General features: G+C 28.0%; 15 protein-coding genes and 1 riboswitch. All 15 genes read right to left on the reverse strand.

Features of this window, described 5'->3' with window-relative positions; all coding sequences use genetic code 11:
- Nucleotides 1-7: 7 nt before the first annotated feature.
- A complete protein-coding gene (locus AC4PG3_RS12010; protein ID WP_492196863.1) occupies nt 8-484 on the reverse strand; it encodes a DUF2975 domain-containing protein in 477 nt (158 codons plus the stop codon).
- Between the two features lie 156 nt (nt 485-640).
- Complete coding sequence (locus AC4PG3_RS12015) at nt 641-1003, reverse strand: zinc ribbon domain-containing protein (RefSeq protein ID WP_492196864.1); 363 nt, start codon at nt 1001-1003, stop codon at nt 641-643.
- Between the two features lie 124 nt (nt 1004-1127).
- Nucleotides 1128-3290, reverse strand: a complete 2163-nt coding sequence (locus AC4PG3_RS12020) for a type IA DNA topoisomerase (RefSeq protein WP_492196865.1) — start codon at nt 3288-3290, stop codon at nt 1128-1130.
- Nucleotides 3291-3365: 75 nt separating this feature from the next.
- Nucleotides 3366-4562: a class I SAM-dependent rRNA methyltransferase gene (locus tag AC4PG3_RS12025; RefSeq protein WP_492196866.1), complete on the reverse strand. Its 1197-nt coding sequence runs from the start codon at nt 4560-4562 to the stop codon at nt 3366-3368.
- 182 nt (nt 4563-4744) lie between these two features.
- Entirely contained in the window at nt 4745-5446 is a 702-nt protein-coding gene (locus AC4PG3_RS12030) for an ABC transporter ATP-binding protein (protein ID WP_492196867.1), read from the reverse strand.
- A 4-nt stretch (nt 5447-5450) separates the two neighbouring features.
- Nucleotides 5451-6209: an ABC transporter permease gene (locus AC4PG3_RS12035; protein WP_492196868.1), complete on the reverse strand. Its 759-nt coding sequence runs from the start codon at nt 6207-6209 to the stop codon at nt 5451-5453.
- A complete protein-coding gene (locus tag AC4PG3_RS12040) occupies nt 6184-7164 on the reverse strand; it encodes an ABC transporter substrate-binding protein (RefSeq protein ID WP_492196869.1) in 981 nt (326 codons plus the stop codon). The genes AC4PG3_RS12035 and AC4PG3_RS12040 overlap by 26 nt, the downstream gene beginning before the upstream one ends.
- Before the next feature lie 400 nt (nt 7165-7564).
- Nucleotides 7565-8050, reverse strand: a complete 486-nt coding sequence (gene thiW, locus AC4PG3_RS12045) for an energy coupling factor transporter S component ThiW (protein WP_492196870.1) — start codon at nt 8048-8050, stop codon at nt 7565-7567.
- A 2-nt stretch (nt 8051-8052) separates the two neighbouring features.
- A complete protein-coding gene (gene thiC, locus AC4PG3_RS12050; RefSeq protein ID WP_492196871.1) occupies nt 8053-9366 on the reverse strand; it encodes a phosphomethylpyrimidine synthase ThiC in 1314 nt (437 codons plus the stop codon).
- Between the two features lie 159 nt (nt 9367-9525).
- Nucleotides 9526-9635, reverse strand: a riboswitch (TPP riboswitch).
- Between the two features lie 122 nt (nt 9636-9757).
- Nucleotides 9758-10438 (reverse strand): COG3650 family protein, encoded by a 681-nt coding sequence (locus tag AC4PG3_RS12055; protein ID WP_492196872.1) that lies wholly within the window; start codon nt 10436-10438, stop codon nt 9758-9760.
- Nucleotides 10439-10898: 460 nt separating this feature from the next.
- Nucleotides 10899-11567: a nucleotidyltransferase domain-containing protein gene (locus tag AC4PG3_RS12060; RefSeq protein ID WP_492196873.1), complete on the reverse strand. Its 669-nt coding sequence runs from the start codon at nt 11565-11567 to the stop codon at nt 10899-10901.
- A 635-nt stretch (nt 11568-12202) separates the two neighbouring features.
- Nucleotides 12203-12697 (reverse strand): FUSC family protein, encoded by a 495-nt coding sequence (locus tag AC4PG3_RS12065; RefSeq protein ID WP_492196874.1) that lies wholly within the window; start codon nt 12695-12697, stop codon nt 12203-12205.
- Between the two features lie 229 nt (nt 12698-12926).
- Nucleotides 12927-13526 carry a hypothetical protein gene (locus AC4PG3_RS12070; protein WP_492196875.1) on the reverse strand — a complete coding sequence of 200 codons (600 nt, stop codon included), beginning with the start codon at nt 13524-13526 and terminating at the stop codon, nt 12927-12929.
- Nucleotides 13511-14488 (reverse strand): hypothetical protein, encoded by a 978-nt coding sequence (locus tag AC4PG3_RS12075; protein ID WP_492196876.1) that lies wholly within the window; start codon nt 14486-14488, stop codon nt 13511-13513. Before AC4PG3_RS12075 ends, AC4PG3_RS12070 begins: the two co-directional genes overlap by 16 nt.
- A gap of 328 nt (nt 14489-14816) precedes the next feature.
- Complete coding sequence (locus tag AC4PG3_RS12080) at nt 14817-15422, reverse strand: hypothetical protein (RefSeq protein WP_492196877.1); 606 nt, start codon at nt 15420-15422, stop codon at nt 14817-14819.
- Nucleotides 15423-15848 lie beyond the last annotated feature (426 nt).

Below are 15848 nucleotides of genomic sequence, written 5' to 3' on the forward strand. Positions count from 1 at the left end.
CATCACCCTATATCGTAAGATCATTTTCGTTTTTTATTTTGACGGCTTTTAATAGTAATTCTTTTAATATTTCTATAAATATATATAATATAAATGCAACAAATATAATTAATAAGCTAAGCAAAACTATTCCAGGTTGCATTGCATTTTCAATATATAGATATATAAGTCCTAAAGAATATAACACTATCTCCCCAATACAGCATTTAGATATAATATTTAAATAATTTATAGAATTCATTGTAAATACTGCATCATTAGATACTAGTTTTAAAAGTCTGAATACATTAAACACAGCTATAAAAAATGGAATTCCCGTAAGATATATACCTAGTAATAATGGTAGCTTCATGTGAGAATATTCTGGAGCTGTTTTTTCAAAATAATTAGCTATATAAGGAATCCAAAATACTAATAAAGACAATATAATTATTGAAATTAAAACAATAGACATTCTAAATATATTTATTTTCCAAGATTTCATGATGTTTTCCTCCTATTCTTATTAATTCCTTTTATATATTATATCCAATTCATGATTGAATTACAATATTTATTTATCGATATTCAATAAATATATTCACAAGAACAATAAAAAAACTGTTGCAAAAATAAATGCCAACAGTTTTCGAACCTTTTCTTATAACTTTTCTCCACATCTAGGACAATATTCAAAGTCTTCTTCTATAGGATAATTGCAATTTGAACAAGATTTATGATGATTTATATTTATTGGGTGAAGATCTGATTCACTTATATTTGTCCTTTCTCCTCTTTCAATATCTTGTCCCAAATCCTTATTTATAGAATAAAGGCTACCACAACAAGTACTTCTGATATAATATTTTTTATCCCATTTAAATAAGGGGATAAAAAACAAACTAAAATATGAATAAGTGATAAAAGCCTGGTATCTTCCATAAGACCCACAACTTTCACAAACAATTGTCTGTGAAAAATCTATTTCTTTTTCTTTTGTGGATATTCCAAATATAAAAAACATATTAATCCCTCTTTTTTAATTCTTTATAGTCTAAAATTTCATGCCATTGATTTTCAATCATTTTTACCATCATACTATTTTTTGTCCGCATCTAATAAAAATCACTCTCTAGATTAAATAATATTTATATAAATTCAATTTCCCAATTATAATACCCAGTTTTTTCATTAAATATATATTTAAAATAAGCAGAAAATAATCTTCCCTTTTTGCTCCTTAGATTTCTAAATCCAACTTTCCCATTTTTAAGTAATAACTCTACCATTTCCTTCGAGACCTTTTTACCAAAACTCTGAATATATTTGTCATCTTTCCAGATTGTAAATTTACAACCATTCTTCCAATTAATACAACCAAAGTTTTTTCCATTTTCTACTACATCATTCCCACATGTAGGACATTTTCCTATGCTCTCCATCCCCTCTTCCAATTCAACTTTAAAGGTACTTAGCATAGAAGTATCATTTTTTATAGAATTTACTGCATTTATGGTAAATTCCTTAATCATATCTATGAAGTCTTCTTTTTTAAACTTATCTTTTTTTATATCAGATAGTGTCTTCTCTAATCTACCAGTGTATTCTAAATCAAACAATTCTTTGCATGGGAAAGTTTCAACTATAGTCCTACCAAGTTCTGTACATCTAAGACTTTTACCCTTCGATTTAATATATCCTACATCTTTTAATTTTTTAATAGTTTCTGCTCTAGTAGCAGGAGTTCCAATAGAGAAACCACTTAAAATAGATTCCATCATTTCTTCTGTGTCTTCCTCATCCTCTTCTTTAAAGCTTTTACCACAAGTCTCCATAATCCTCAAAAGTGTCTTTTCAATATGTGGTTTAGGTGGTCTTTTAGTAACACTACTTATATTGCTATCAAATACATCTACAATTTCTTTTTCTGAAACCATTGGCAATATTGTATCTTTACCTTCTGTTTTTTCAACAACACGCCACCCTAGGGATATTCGAACCTTTCCCTTGGATATAAATATACCTTTAATCTCATCATCATTTGCTTTTAAAACCAGCTTAGTTTCTTCATATTCAGCCACAGGTAAAAACTGCATTATAAATCTATCTTTAATTGCATTATATACAGTGATTTCATCCTTACTTAGTTTGCTTGGTTTCATATATGTTGGAACTATGGCACTATGTCCTTCTACCTTTCCATTGTCAAATATTCTTTTACTGTCACTAAATTTAATTTGTTTTTCATATGATAATCCAACTTTTAATATATTTAAAACCTTTTCTGTCTTTTCTTTTAAACTTTCTTCTAATGCAACACTTCCAGTTCTAGGATACGTTATAAATTTTTTCTCATAGAGGGATTGGGCAACTTTTAATACTTTATCTGATGTCCATCCTTTGTACTTACTTGTAATATGTCCTTGTAAGTTTGATAGATTAAATAGTAAGGGTGCATATTCTCTCTTTTTCTCTATTTGTTTTTCTATAATTTGTACATTTTTTCCCTTTAAAATTTTAACTATATTTTCTAATATTTTTTTATCATCAAATTTTTCACTGCCATTTTCATAATAAGTTCCTTTAAATTCTTCATCTTTTTTTGTTTTAAAACTTCCTATTAATTTATAATAAGTAGATGGTTTAAAAAGTTCTATTTCTTTATCCCTGTCATAAATAATTTTTAATGTGGGCAATAAAACTCTGCCTATATTTAATATTTTCTTATCATTAGGTTTATATCTTAAGGTTGCTACAGAAGTTAAATTTATTCCTATAATCCAATCTGCCCATTGTCTTCCAATACCTGCATCTTGAAGTGTTTGCATTTCCTCATTAGGTTTTAAGTTTTCAAGACCTTTTTTTACTTCATCTTCAGTCCATTCATTTAATAACATCCTAAATACAGGCTTCTTTTCATCAAAATATATAAATAATTCATCTCCTATAACTTGTCCTTCTCTATCAAAATCTGTTGCTGATATAATCGCATCCACATCAGTTCTATCTATAAGAGTTTTTATTATATTTAGTTGTTTTTCTGCACCTCTGTCTACAGATTTTCTATCCAGGTTATCACGTTTAACTTTGTACTCAAATTTTCCTGGAATAAAGGGAAACTTTTCAAGTCTCCAAAACTTCATATTTTCATCATAGTCCTTCGCATCAAACAACTGTAACAAATGACCAAAAGCCCATGTGATTATGTAATCTTCTCCTTCAAAATATCCATCTCTTCTTATCTTTATATTTAAAGCATCAGCTATATTTTTAGCCACAGATGGTTTTTCTGCAATAATTACTTTTTTCAATAAATACATCCCCTATATCTCAATCTTTTCTTTTGACCTAATAATATTCTTAAGTAATAAAATCAAAGCCATTATTTAAGATAGTTTTTTAATAAATACAACCTTTAAATAATCTCCTTCTTTAAACTCATTTATAGTTTTAAAATCATCGGGAAGACTGTGTTCTTCAAGTATTTTATATCCTATGTTGGATTCTTTAAAGGCATCTCTGATAAACTCTTTAAATTTATCCATATTGAAACTACTACAATTAGTAGATGCTACTATGGTGCCTTTATCTTGTGTAACTGTTATAGCTTGTTTTAGAAGATCTTTATAATCCTTTTCTGCACTAAATATGAAGTTTTTAGCTTTAGCAAAACTAGGAGGATCTAAAATTACTAAGTCAAACTTTAATCCCTTTTTTACTGCATATTTGAAGTATTTAAATACATCATCAACTGCAATTTCTTGGTCTTCATAATTAACATTATTTATGTCAAACATTTCTTTTGTCTTTGGTAAACTTCTATTTGCAAGATCTACACTGGTAGTAGTTTTAGCTCCACCAAGACTTGCAAAGACTGAAAATACACCAGTATATGAAAATGTATTTAATACAGATTTATTCTTTGAATATTTATCTCTAATGGTTTTTCTAACTTCCCTTTGATCTAGAAACACACCAACCATAGCACCTTCATTTAAATAAATTGCCAGGTTTACTCCGCTTTCTTTTACTATAATGGGAACTTCCGCTCTTTGTCCCATTATGAAATCATCTTGCTCTATATACTTTCCATCTTCACTAAATCTTTTCTTTTGATATATTCCTTTAAATTCTACTATTGTTTTAAGTGAGTTTATAACTTCATCTCTAAACTTATATATTCCTTTGCTATACCAGTTTATAACATAGTATCCATCAAAGTATTCAATAATAAGGCCTCCTATCCCATCACCTTCACCATTAAAAACTCTAAATGCAGTAGTAGAGGGATCATTAAAAAATTTTGTCCTTTTATTTAGGGCTACTATGAGTTTCTTTTTAAAAAATTCTATATCTATGTTTTCATTTTCTTTTCTAGTAAGTACCCATCCAACACCTTTGTTTTGTATGCCATAATATCCTCTAGCTATAAATTCACCCTTTTCATCTACCAGGTTTACTATAGCTCCTTCTCTTTCTTTTTTGTCTATATTTAAAATTGCAGATTTATATATTAGGGGATATCCACTTTTATATTTATTTATAAATTTAGATTTCACTTTAAAATTTACTTGTTTTTTCACAATATCATCCTTTTACTTTTTATAAAAATATTTTTATTCACCTGTATTATATCACATAATATTTGGCAGTGAAATCAACAGGATTTATTACTAATGCAAAAACCAGAGTAGAATTTTATCAAATTTTCTTCTCTGGTTTTTATGCTTCTATTATTTACTATATTTATCTGTATATTTTCTCTTTAATCTATTAATTTACTCTCTATTAACTCTTTTAATCTAATCTTTTCTTCTTCATTCTTATCTAATATAAATCTGTTGTCAATGACTTTCTTTACCCTTGTAGGTTTATTAGAAAGTATGACAATCTTATCTCCTAAAGTTAATGCTTCCTCTATATCATGTGTTACTAAAATACATGTCTTTTTTTCAAGCATTCGAAGTTTTTTAAATAACTCAATTACAATTTGTTTATTGTTAATATCTAGTGATTTAAAAGGTTCATCCATTATAAGTACATTTGATGGATATGCGAATGCTCTTACAATACTAATTCTCTGTCTCATTCCTCCACTAAGTTCTTTAGGAAAATAAGATTTATATTCCTCTAAGTTTATTAGTTGCAAATATTTGTCTATAGTCTTTTCAATTTCTTCTTTAGTCATCTTTTTTTCTAATACAAAACTTAGATTGTCTTTTACATTTTTCCACTGAATAAGCCTATCCTCTTGAAAGACAAAACTAATGTCCTCATCTTCAAATCCGACTATTTCACCACAGTCTTTATCTGTTATTCCTGTAATTACATTTAACAAAGTGGTCTTACCTACTCCTGATTCACCTAAAATACATGTAGTTTTGTACTCATCAAAATCAATGCTTATATCTTCCAATATCTTTAAATTATTATAACTTTTATTTATATTTTTGATTTGATACTTCAAATTATCACTTCCATTTATTCATACCTAGAGAATATTTTATTCCCTTTCCAATATAATCAAATACCCATGCAATAAAAAGTATTATTACTATCCAGGCAAAAACTCCTGAAGTATTTAAATACATCCTCTGTAATTGTAGATTGCTTCCAATGGCATATTTAGGTTGCGCCAATACTTCTCCTGCAATTACCATCTTTAAATTAATACCTAGTACACTATTAAATACAGAGCTTAGATTGTATAAAATACTGGGCATATAGATATTTTTTAAAATGGTGATTTTACCAACTTTATATAATTGGGCCATTTGGATAATGTTTTTATCTACATTTATTATGCTATTAAAAATAGTTTCAAATAACACTGGAAAAATCATCACAAAACCTACAAACATAGGTACAATCTCATTATTAAGCCATATTAAAGCAAGTACAATTATAGCAATAGTAGGTATTGAGTTTAAAAATTTTAATATTGGAAGCATGAAATTATATATAATTTTAGACATACTTGATAAAATTCCTGTTACCATTGCTAAAAGCAAAGATATTAACAGGCCAAATAAAGTCCTAAATAATGTATATTTAATCATATTCAAAAAATCAGGTTCTTTAATTATCTTTATCATGGCAATAAAAGTACTCTTAATAGAAGGAACTATAACCTGGTTATTTACAATTTTAGATAATAATATCCATGTAATAATTATAAATATCTTTGAAATTATAGATAATCTTCTATCTTTCAAAATATAGCTCTTCACCTGGAATCTTTCCTCCTATAAAATCAGGTGCAAAATCTAAAATAGCCTTATAATAAGTTTCATATTCTAGAATGCTATCTTGGATATTGAAATCTTCAGGATTTGTCCATCTAATCCCCTTATTTATTATATCTTTTGCAACACTAATCTCTAGCTCTTCAGCATATTCAGCCAATTCATCTTGATTTTCTATTGCCCATTTTCTACTAGCTTCATAATTTTCTATAAATTTTTCTACAAATTCTCTATCCTTCTCTATTAAATCTGTTTTAACTATTAGGCTTGATTGGGGGAACCCTTTTTGAGCACCAGTTACATTACTCCATTCTTCATTTAAATCAAACACTATATTAGCATCTTCTTTTTTTGTCATAACAACACTTAATAATGGTTCTGGTAAAACTGCTAAATTAGTTTTTCCACTTAAAAATGCAGGTCCCATTTCTGGAGCACTATTTAAATATGTTATCTTTACATCATTATCTGGTTCAATTCCATTATTTGAAAGAACATATCTAAGGACTAAATCTGGAGTAAGTCCTTTGCCAAAGGTATATATTTCTTTACCCTTTAGTTCTTCAAAATCCTTTATATCTTCTGTACTAGTTAAATACATAGCCCCCCATGTAGAAGTACCTAATACTGTATATTTAAGATCTTTATTAAAAGCTTGTGCAGCTAAATTAGATGGAACAATTGCAATATCAGCTTCCTCTTTAAGTACTTTTGTTACCAATAAATCTGGTGATTTTTGCATTTCATAATCTATTGTTATATTCTCATATATATCAGGATTTTCCTTTGCAAGTTTTGACACTGTTAATGCAGGGGTTCCATCTGGATAATAAAATTTAATATTTTTCGGTTCTGTCTTTACAAATTCTTCTTTTTGACAACCAATAGCTATTATTCCAATTATAGCTATCAATAGATATAATAAATTTCTTCTTTTCATACAATCACTCTTTCTATAAATTTTGATTTAATCTATTGCTACTCTCCTTGTTAAATAATTATCTAACTGTATTTTGAATTATATCATAAATATTCTAAAAATAAAACACTACATTTTTACTTGCTTTTATTGTCTCTATTATTATAATTGGTTCAATTTTTTAAATAAAAATATAAGTATCAAGTTTAAAATTCTTTAGAATCATTTAAGAAGGCTAAGTTTTAGTTAACCTAAAAACTTAGCCTTCTTAATTTTATTTTGTTTTTATTTATCCTCACTACTCCATAATCCATGTTTGCTACAATAGGCATATATTTTCCCTTTTCTTTGTTTGGGAATACGAATCTCTGCATTCTGTTCTGGATATAGCTTTACTAATAGCACTCGGTCAAAGGATTTATTATATTGGCTGCCTACCTTTTATGCCTTGGAAGGCCTTAATAAGGATATGGGCTATTATAGCTCCACCTACTGAACTTAAAATAAAGGGATATACAAAGAATAAAGCCAATACTTCCTTTCCCATTATATATTTTGCTATAGGAAAAGCTACAATTCCTCCTATTATCCCAGTACCAAAAATTTCACCAATAGCCACCATATAATTATTTCTCGTCTTCTTATATATTATGCCTGCTAAAAAGGCACCTATCATACTGCCAGGAAAGGCTAGTAAGCTTCCAGTACCAATTATATTCCTAATTAAGGAAATTAAAAATGCAATGCTTGTACTATAAAAGGGTCCAAGGATAATAGCTGATAATATATTTATTGTATGTTGGATTGGAAAACATTTAGATACTCCTACTGGAATATATATTAAATTTCCAAGGACCACACCTAAAGAAATAAACATGGCTGAAACAGTGAGTCTTTTTATATTCACTTTTAGTCCTCCGCTCTTAGTATGTTTATATCTTTTCCTTCCATAATCCTATTCATATTTCTCATTGAGCACATTTTGCCACACATAGTACAACTATCCTCATGCTCTGGACTAGATTCTTTCCTATATCTTCTTGCTTTTTCCTCATCTATACTCAATTTAAATACTTCTTCCCAATCTAATCTTTGTCTAGCTTTACTCATCTTTAAATCCCATTCATCTGCACCTTGTACTCCTTTAGCTAGATCTCCTGCATGGGCAGCTATCTTGGAAGCTATGATTCCTTCTTTCATATCTTCTAATGTAGGTAGTCTTAAATGTTCTGCTGGTGTTACATAACATAGAAAGTCTACTCCATGACTTGCAGCTATAGCTCCACCTATTGCTGATGTTATATGATCATATCCTGGTGCTATATCTGTAACTAATGGCCCTAATACATAGAAAGGTGCTCCATGACAAAACTTCTTTTCTAATAATACATTCGCCTCAATTTCATTTAATTTCATATGGCCTGGTCCCTCTATTATAATTTGCACATTTTTCTCCCAAGCCCTTTTTGTCAACTCCCCTAATACCATTAGCTCTGCGATCTGTGGTGCATCTGTACCATCTGCTATACTTCCTGGCCTTAAGGCATCACCTAGACTTATAGTAATATCATACTCTGCACATATATCTAGTAGTTCATCATAATATTCATAAAAAGGATTTTCCTTATTATTTAATTCCATCCATGCATATAGTAAGGATCCTCCTCTTGAAACTATATTGGTAACTCTACTATTTTTCTTAAGTATTTTAACTGTATCTCTATTTAGTCCTGCATGAATAGTTACAAAGTCAACCCCATCTTCTCCATGCTTTCTCACTACATCTAAGAATTCTTTTTCTGTAATATCTTTTAATTCTTTATCATAAAATCCTACTGCATCATATATTGGCACAGTACCTATCATAGAAGTAGACATATTTACTAATTTTTGTCTAAATTCTTCTGTCTTGCCAAAGGAACTTAAATCCATAATTCCTTCTGCTTCCATATCTATTGCAATCTTTACTTTTTCTAACTCTGTATCCACATTAGGACAATCTCTAGAAATGCCCAAATTCACATTTATCTTAGTCTTCAATCCTCGACCTACTCCTTGTGGATCTAAGGATTTATGATTTTTATTGGCAGGAATAACAATTTCGCCCTTTGCAATTCTTTCCCTTAGTATTTCTATATCTATATTTTCTTTTTTGCTAACTATCTCCATCTCTTTAGTTATAATTCCTTTTCTTGCAGCATCCATTTGAGTTGTATATTTCATTTTCATCTTCTCCCTGTCTTAATTTTCCTTAAGCCATTTCAAAGAATCTAGCCCTTCTGACACTTTATTTATATTTGTGTCATTATTTTAAACTTGACTATACTCGCCTCCTTTATAAAACAAAAAAACTGTATACTAACAAAAGTATACAGCATAAATACAACTTCCCTAGCTAAATCCCTTCGTTGGCATTACCCAAATCAGGTTCTTAGGGTCAGGAATAACATCCCTATCTCAGCCTATTAATATAGACCCCCCTCTAACTTGATATTAAGTTTTTTCTTTATACAAATAGAAATATATCATAGAATAATAAATTTTACAAGTTAATATTATATATTCCTAGTTTTCAAGCATAACAGTTCCAAAGGTATAAAAAATTAGAATTTATCTATTTAATTTCTATTCCATCTTCTATAGATACTGTATTGGAAATAATGGCTAACCCATCTACTATTGATTTTTCTTCTAACTTAGGTGATATTGAAGGATTAGATGGATATTTTTCTCCATCAAATTCCATTTTAGCATAGAAATATTCTGATCCTCCACCAAATACTTGCATTATAATATCATTCCATCCATTTGTTTTTTCCTTACTAATTATAATAGGATTTCTAGCTAATGAAAATTTAGATATTATCTCATAATTTTCTTGATCAATTATTAAAGCTGTTGACCCACCTGTGCCTGATGCAAGTTGTCCTATTAAGTAAACAAATATTTCTTCTTTTTCATCCCCATTAAGATCAACATTGTTATAATAATAGACCAACTTTCCATCTTCATCTTTATTATAGTTTAAATAATCTACAATAGCCTCTTCTAGCTTTTCATCCCTTTCAGTTTCAGATGATTTATATTCTACTTTTGAAAAATCTATTATATCAGATTCAAATTTTATAAGTTCATCCTCTTGACTAGTTTGAATTTCTTGCTTATCTGCCTTTTCTGCAGTTTCTATTACTGGTTTTTTCTCATTTTTAACATTTGTCATATCTTCATTCTGGCAACCTGCATTCATAGCTAAAGCTAATACAAGAGTACCACATAGTATCACTTTTTTCTTCATATGTATCTCTCCTCTTAAGTTATATTTATTATTTCTATAAAAGTATAAAATAGATAGAATCCTCTTTTAATTCCATATTTATAGAATTTAAAAGTAATTCTTTTAAATCTTTTTCCCTTTAAAATACAGAAGATTTTTAATTGATGCAACACCTCATAATTTTTGACTTATTTACCATTCTCCTTCTTCTTATTCAATTAACTTTATTATACAACTATAGAGTTTAAGAGTATTTACAAAACAATTACATATAAATTACATATAAATTACAGAATTAAACCAATATCATTAGATCCTATATTTATTTTAATTATATTTTTGTTCCTTTGTATACTTAAATCTTTTAGACATAAAAAATACTCCCTTGTAGTATTCAGATTTTTTATTTAATCTGTCTACCATAAAGAGAGTATATAGATAATGTCACTATATTGTTACGCCTACTTATAAACTTTAGAATTTAATACAATTGTAAAATTCTACTACTCCATGCTATTAGTTTTTCAGAATACAAGGATAAATTGAATTCATCAGTTGAAATTAGTTTATCTCTATTAATACAAATATCTAAGATTTCTAAATCTGCTTTATTTAAATTTTTTCTTAAATCTATTTTATTGCTTATATATTGATTTGTCTCATAAAAATGTTTAGCTTGTAAAATAAAAAACACTGATTTATAAAGGAGTGATAAAATATCCACACTCTTTTCATAAAGAAAGTTGTGACAACATCCATGATACAAATTACACCCACCAATTTTTATAGCACGTTTAATATCTTCTTTATCTATCATGGGCAGCAAATAATCTATACTACCGTAAATAGGCTTAGTATCATAATAGAATTGAAACAAATCAGATTTTTCCCAACATAAAATTTCACTTTTCCCTGAAATAAATCCGCAGGCTTTTTCTTTGTAAGGCATTTTAGAAATTATCCCACGGTATTTTTTTAAGTCCTGGATATTTAGCGTATCTAGAATAATTACAATATCTATATCACTACTATCACTTGCTTCATTACGCCTATAGCTTCCTTGTAGCCCTATAAAAGAAACTCTCTGTCCAAATTCTTTTTTTATTTTTAACACAAGTTCATCTATCCAATCATCTATTAAAAAAGTCATATTATTCACCTCCTTCAATTGCCTCTAGTATTTCATCTATATAAGCAATTACTTCATAATTTGATAGTTCTATAGGTTGATTTAAAGAGATTCAAATAAGAAAAGAAAATAAATTATAATAAAATTAATTAATGGCAATAGGCTAAACAAGAATGCTTTTTTATATGATTTAAACTTGAATAAAAATAAGAATGATGTTATTACAGATACTAAGATAACTATTGGAATTGAGAAAGTAGATAAGAACAATGCTTTTATATAAAAAATTTCCGTAGAACCTGTGGCATCAAATACCATTGGGGAAACCATTGCCCCCACTATACTGAATGGAAATATTAAACAAAATATAGCATTAATACCTATTGTTGTATACTTAATAATTTTATTCTCTTTCAGATTCATTATTTTTCTACTCCTTTAATGGGAATATTTTTGTTACATTTCACTAATATGATTTATCTAATAAGAAAATTATATTATATTTTTCCATATTATTCTACTTTTACAACATCGTATTATTCAGTTTTAAAGAATATTATTAATAATTTAAATATTAATAATTATGTCGCATTATATAAAAGATCCGTCCTATTAAGTCTAACCTATCCCAAAAATACAGTATTAAAAGTATTTTTTTACATAATTAAGTTTACAACAAGGGAGACCACTATCCCAATTAATGTATCAATCATCCTATTTAATGTAAAATACATTGGCCCCATATTTCTACCACTGGAAGCAGTTATACTAAAAAAAACTACACAACTAATGTAGGTAGAACTATTAACTTTAAAAAATACATTCGTATATATAATTGGAATTAAAAATAAACTTAAAATTAAGTAATGAACATAAGAAACTAGTTCAACATTTACATAATCAATAAATATTATTGCTAAAAATCCATATATCCCTCCAATCAAAGTTCCTACCATCCTACTCTTTCCAACTTTAAGACTATTAGCATAGTCGCTTTGCATGCAAAGTATTGCTGCTATTGCTGAATAAAATGGAATTCCATTTCTAACAAAGCTTATTAGAAAACATATATATACAGAGATAACTGTTTTTATAACCCTCATGCCAATAAATCTTCTTTTTTTATCCTCTTTTTCTGCAATTTTTTTCATAAATATACCTCTCAAATATTATATAAATTTATATATTTCTATCAATAACTCAAATACTAATCCAATTGAACTAACTATTATACACGGTAAAAGTTCCCTCAAATTTAAGCTTGAGGGAGCATAACATTCTTCACAATCAGTGTTACAACTTCAACATGCCTTGAGATGACAATAAAGATGTCTCAGGAAGATATTACCTCCTTGGTGCCAGCATAATAATTTCAATATTTTAGAACGCTTCTGATGTTTTTAAATATACATTTTGAAGCAATTCTATCATATAATCGAACCCTCCCCCTTTAATTCCTAAGTTTTTTAAATCAGGTCTATCATGATCAATCATTTCAATAAACAGCCTAATATCCGCTTCTATTTTTTCATCTATTTCTACTTTACTGAAAGGTAATACATTAGCAAGAAGCCTAAATACATCATTCTTATGTTTTTTGATATTTCTTGAATCTACATGTTCACCGTTTTCTAATTTTTCTTTCATATCAAGCCAAGCCTTAATTTTAAATAAAATCACTGTTTCTATTTCAAAAACTGGATATCCAGTTTTTATAGGTTTACTAAATCTATAGAATTGTTCTTTTCCTGTACTTTTTTCTCGATATTGATATCCTCCATCCTCTATAAACTTCCAAAATTTATTTCCAAAAGAATCGTCTAATGCTTCTATAATTAGCACAATATCTAAGTCTTTAGTCGCCCTAAAGGAAGCGCCTAATTCATTCATCAATATATCACAAGCAGTTCCCCCAATAAAAACATATTGATTTGTATAATCCTCCAAATATTCCTTGAATTTTTCTAATCCATATACCATTTCTTTTCTCGCAAGACTTCTTCAAGTGCCTGCTCTATCCTTTCATCATTTTCTTTTTTCAAAGATGCATACAATGAAGCCGTATCTACAATATCTTTCATCGTAAAAAGCTTGGGATCATATTCCCATATTTGAAGTTCTACCAATCTTTCATCTTTAATAATATCTTTATTGTTTATAATTTCTAAATTATTCTTATTTAAATCATCACTATAAATTGCTTTTACTTTATGTTGAGGCGGATTTATCATAGATAATTCTGATAATGCTTCTAATCCAGCAATCAATGCACTTTTAGGTTCTCTTTTTACATAGACTGTTCTTTTTATAGGAGAATTGAGAAAAACCTTACCTTTTTGAAAATAATCTGGATCAGAAATTCTACTATAATACTTACTTCTACCCGTCTTACCTCCGATTTCATAAATAAGAAGCTTAGCTTTATATAATTCATTTAACGCCCTAGAAGATGTCATTAGATTCCATTCAAAAACTTTTGAAAACTCTGTCGTATTTACTACGGTCTCCTTGTTGTAAAGAAAGTAAAGATAGGCCATTTGTGCAGAGGGAGTAAATGTATTTATTTGTTTTTCCAAAGAATCCTCTATATTTTTTAAATGAAGTCCTAAAAAGGGCAAAAAAATTTGACCATCTTCTATAACAAATGGAATCTTATTTTGAATTAAGCTTTTTCTTCGATATCTTGTTATTTCCCTATAATAAAGTACGATTTGCTCATTTGTTATTTTCTCAATTGTCTTTATATGTTTCTTAATAGCATCAATCCTTGGTGCTTCATCAATAATCTCAAGCAAAATACACTGAATTCCTAATATCTTCATTGTATAAGATTTATAAATGTCTCTTAAGAATATAGGAATTTTATTCGTATAATTCCAGGTTTTTATTGTTGTTTGTTCATCTATATTATCTTTTAAATATCGTTTTAATCTCAATACCATTTTAAACACCTTCCAATATAACATCTTTATTCTAAATATAACATAGCCATTGTTGCATTACAAGTTTTTATTGTTACATTAAGTAATAAGATTTTCACCTAATAACCTTTCATACTTAATTTCACTAGATCGACTAGTTTTATCTATCAGCATATTATGAATCTTTATTTCTTTTGCTTTATTAAGCCTCCTTATTTTCTATTTTAGATATAAAAATGGCGAAGTTTATTCGATCTTTGATTGACCTTAACCTCGCCTTTCCTTATATAGTTATTGTTCTATATTTTTCATAGCTATCATTCTCTCCATTACCAATCTCCGTAGCTTATTATGCAACTTTAATAATTCTATTATCTTCTTTAATATTAAATAGTGTTTTTCTTATCTCTTCAAATTTTATCTCTAGAGTATCATCATAATAACCACATACATGTGAGAATGTTATATCTGCTTTATTGAGCCTTTTATCTACCCATTGTGAATCATCTTCATGTAAAATTCTTTCATAATCATCTATAGCTGCTAAAAATATATCTTCATTTTTTAGTATGTTTCTATTATCCTTAGCACAGTATTCTAAGGCAATATCAATAATAGCAGTTTTATCATTTCTTTGTCTATTATCTATTTCTGAATAACTGTAATAATCCTCATTATATTTTGCTATTTTGTCTATACAATTATAATAATCTTTCTCTAATTTTAATGCTATCAAATCAGGATTTTTATTACTTTCTTTAACTACATCTCGTATTATTTTTGAATTTCTCATTGTTTCGCTAAGAAACAGATTGTGATTTGGTGGATTATCACATTGATACGCAAACTCTTCTACTTCACTTAAAATTTTTCTTGTTTCTTCAGACAATCTAAAGTCGAACAAATCTAAATATTTTTCTAAATCAGCTAAAACTATTCTTGGTATAATCTTCATAGTTTATTTACCCCTTTCTTTTGTTCTATAGTCATAGCTTGTCCATATATTTATTATTTATTCATATTTTATAATAAAAACATAAGATTACTATTAAAATTAAATTTTAATACTTCTTTAGCTAACCCACCCTCTTTTTCCATTTCTAATTTTTCTTTTAGCCTAATAACACCCTTGAGGTCATATTCATCAAATTAATTATCAATTATCAGCTTGGCTTTCATTGAGGATATGGATGCCTTCCCACACGCTGAATGTCCTTTAGGACAGTACCTAAAGTTTTATTCAATCGAAAAATTATTGTCTCTCCTTCAAGCTCATATTCTTGCATAGTGACAGATGTCTATTTAAAAAAGTGCCATTTTAAAATGCTTTTTGTCTCCATACATACAATTATTTCTTGTTTATCTTGCTTACTTTTTTCCT

The organism is Tissierella sp. QWL-11, assembly GCF_058683765.1.

Bases quoted from the DNA above. Each gene is read 5' to 3' on its own strand.
- AC4PG3_RS12010 (WP_492196863.1), bottom strand. From the start codon at position 484: ATGAAATCTTGGAAAATAAATATATTTAGAATGTCTATTGTTTTAATT.
- AC4PG3_RS12015 (WP_492196864.1), bottom strand. From the start codon at position 1,003: ATGTTTTTTATATTTGGAATATCCACAAAAGAAAAAGAAATAGATTTT.
- AC4PG3_RS12040 (WP_492196869.1), bottom strand. From the start codon at position 7,164: ATGAAAAGAAGAAATTTATTATATCTATTGATAGCTATAATTGGAATA.
- thiC (WP_492196871.1), bottom strand. From the start codon at position 9,366: ATGAAATATACAACTCAAATGGATGCTGCAAGAAAAGGAATTATAACT.
- AC4PG3_RS12055 (WP_492196872.1), bottom strand. From the start codon at position 10,438: ATGAAGAAAAAAGTGATACTATGTGGTACTCTTGTATTAGCTTTAGCT.
- AC4PG3_RS12060 (WP_492196873.1), bottom strand. From the start codon at position 11,567: ATGACTTTTTTAATAGATGATTGGATAGATGAACTTGTGTTAAAAATA.
- AC4PG3_RS12065 (WP_492196874.1), bottom strand. From the start codon at position 12,697: ATGAAAAAAATTGCAGAAAAAGAGGATAAAAAAAGAAGATTTATTGGC.
- AC4PG3_RS12070 (WP_492196875.1), bottom strand. From the start codon at position 13,526: ATGGTATATGGATTAGAAAAATTCAAGGAATATTTGGAGGATTATACA.
- AC4PG3_RS12075 (WP_492196876.1), bottom strand. From the start codon at position 14,488: ATGGTATTGAGATTAAAACGATATTTAAAAGATAATATAGATGAACAA.
- AC4PG3_RS12080 (WP_492196877.1), bottom strand. From the start codon at position 15,422: ATGAAGATTATACCAAGAATAGTTTTAGCTGATTTAGAAAAATATTTA.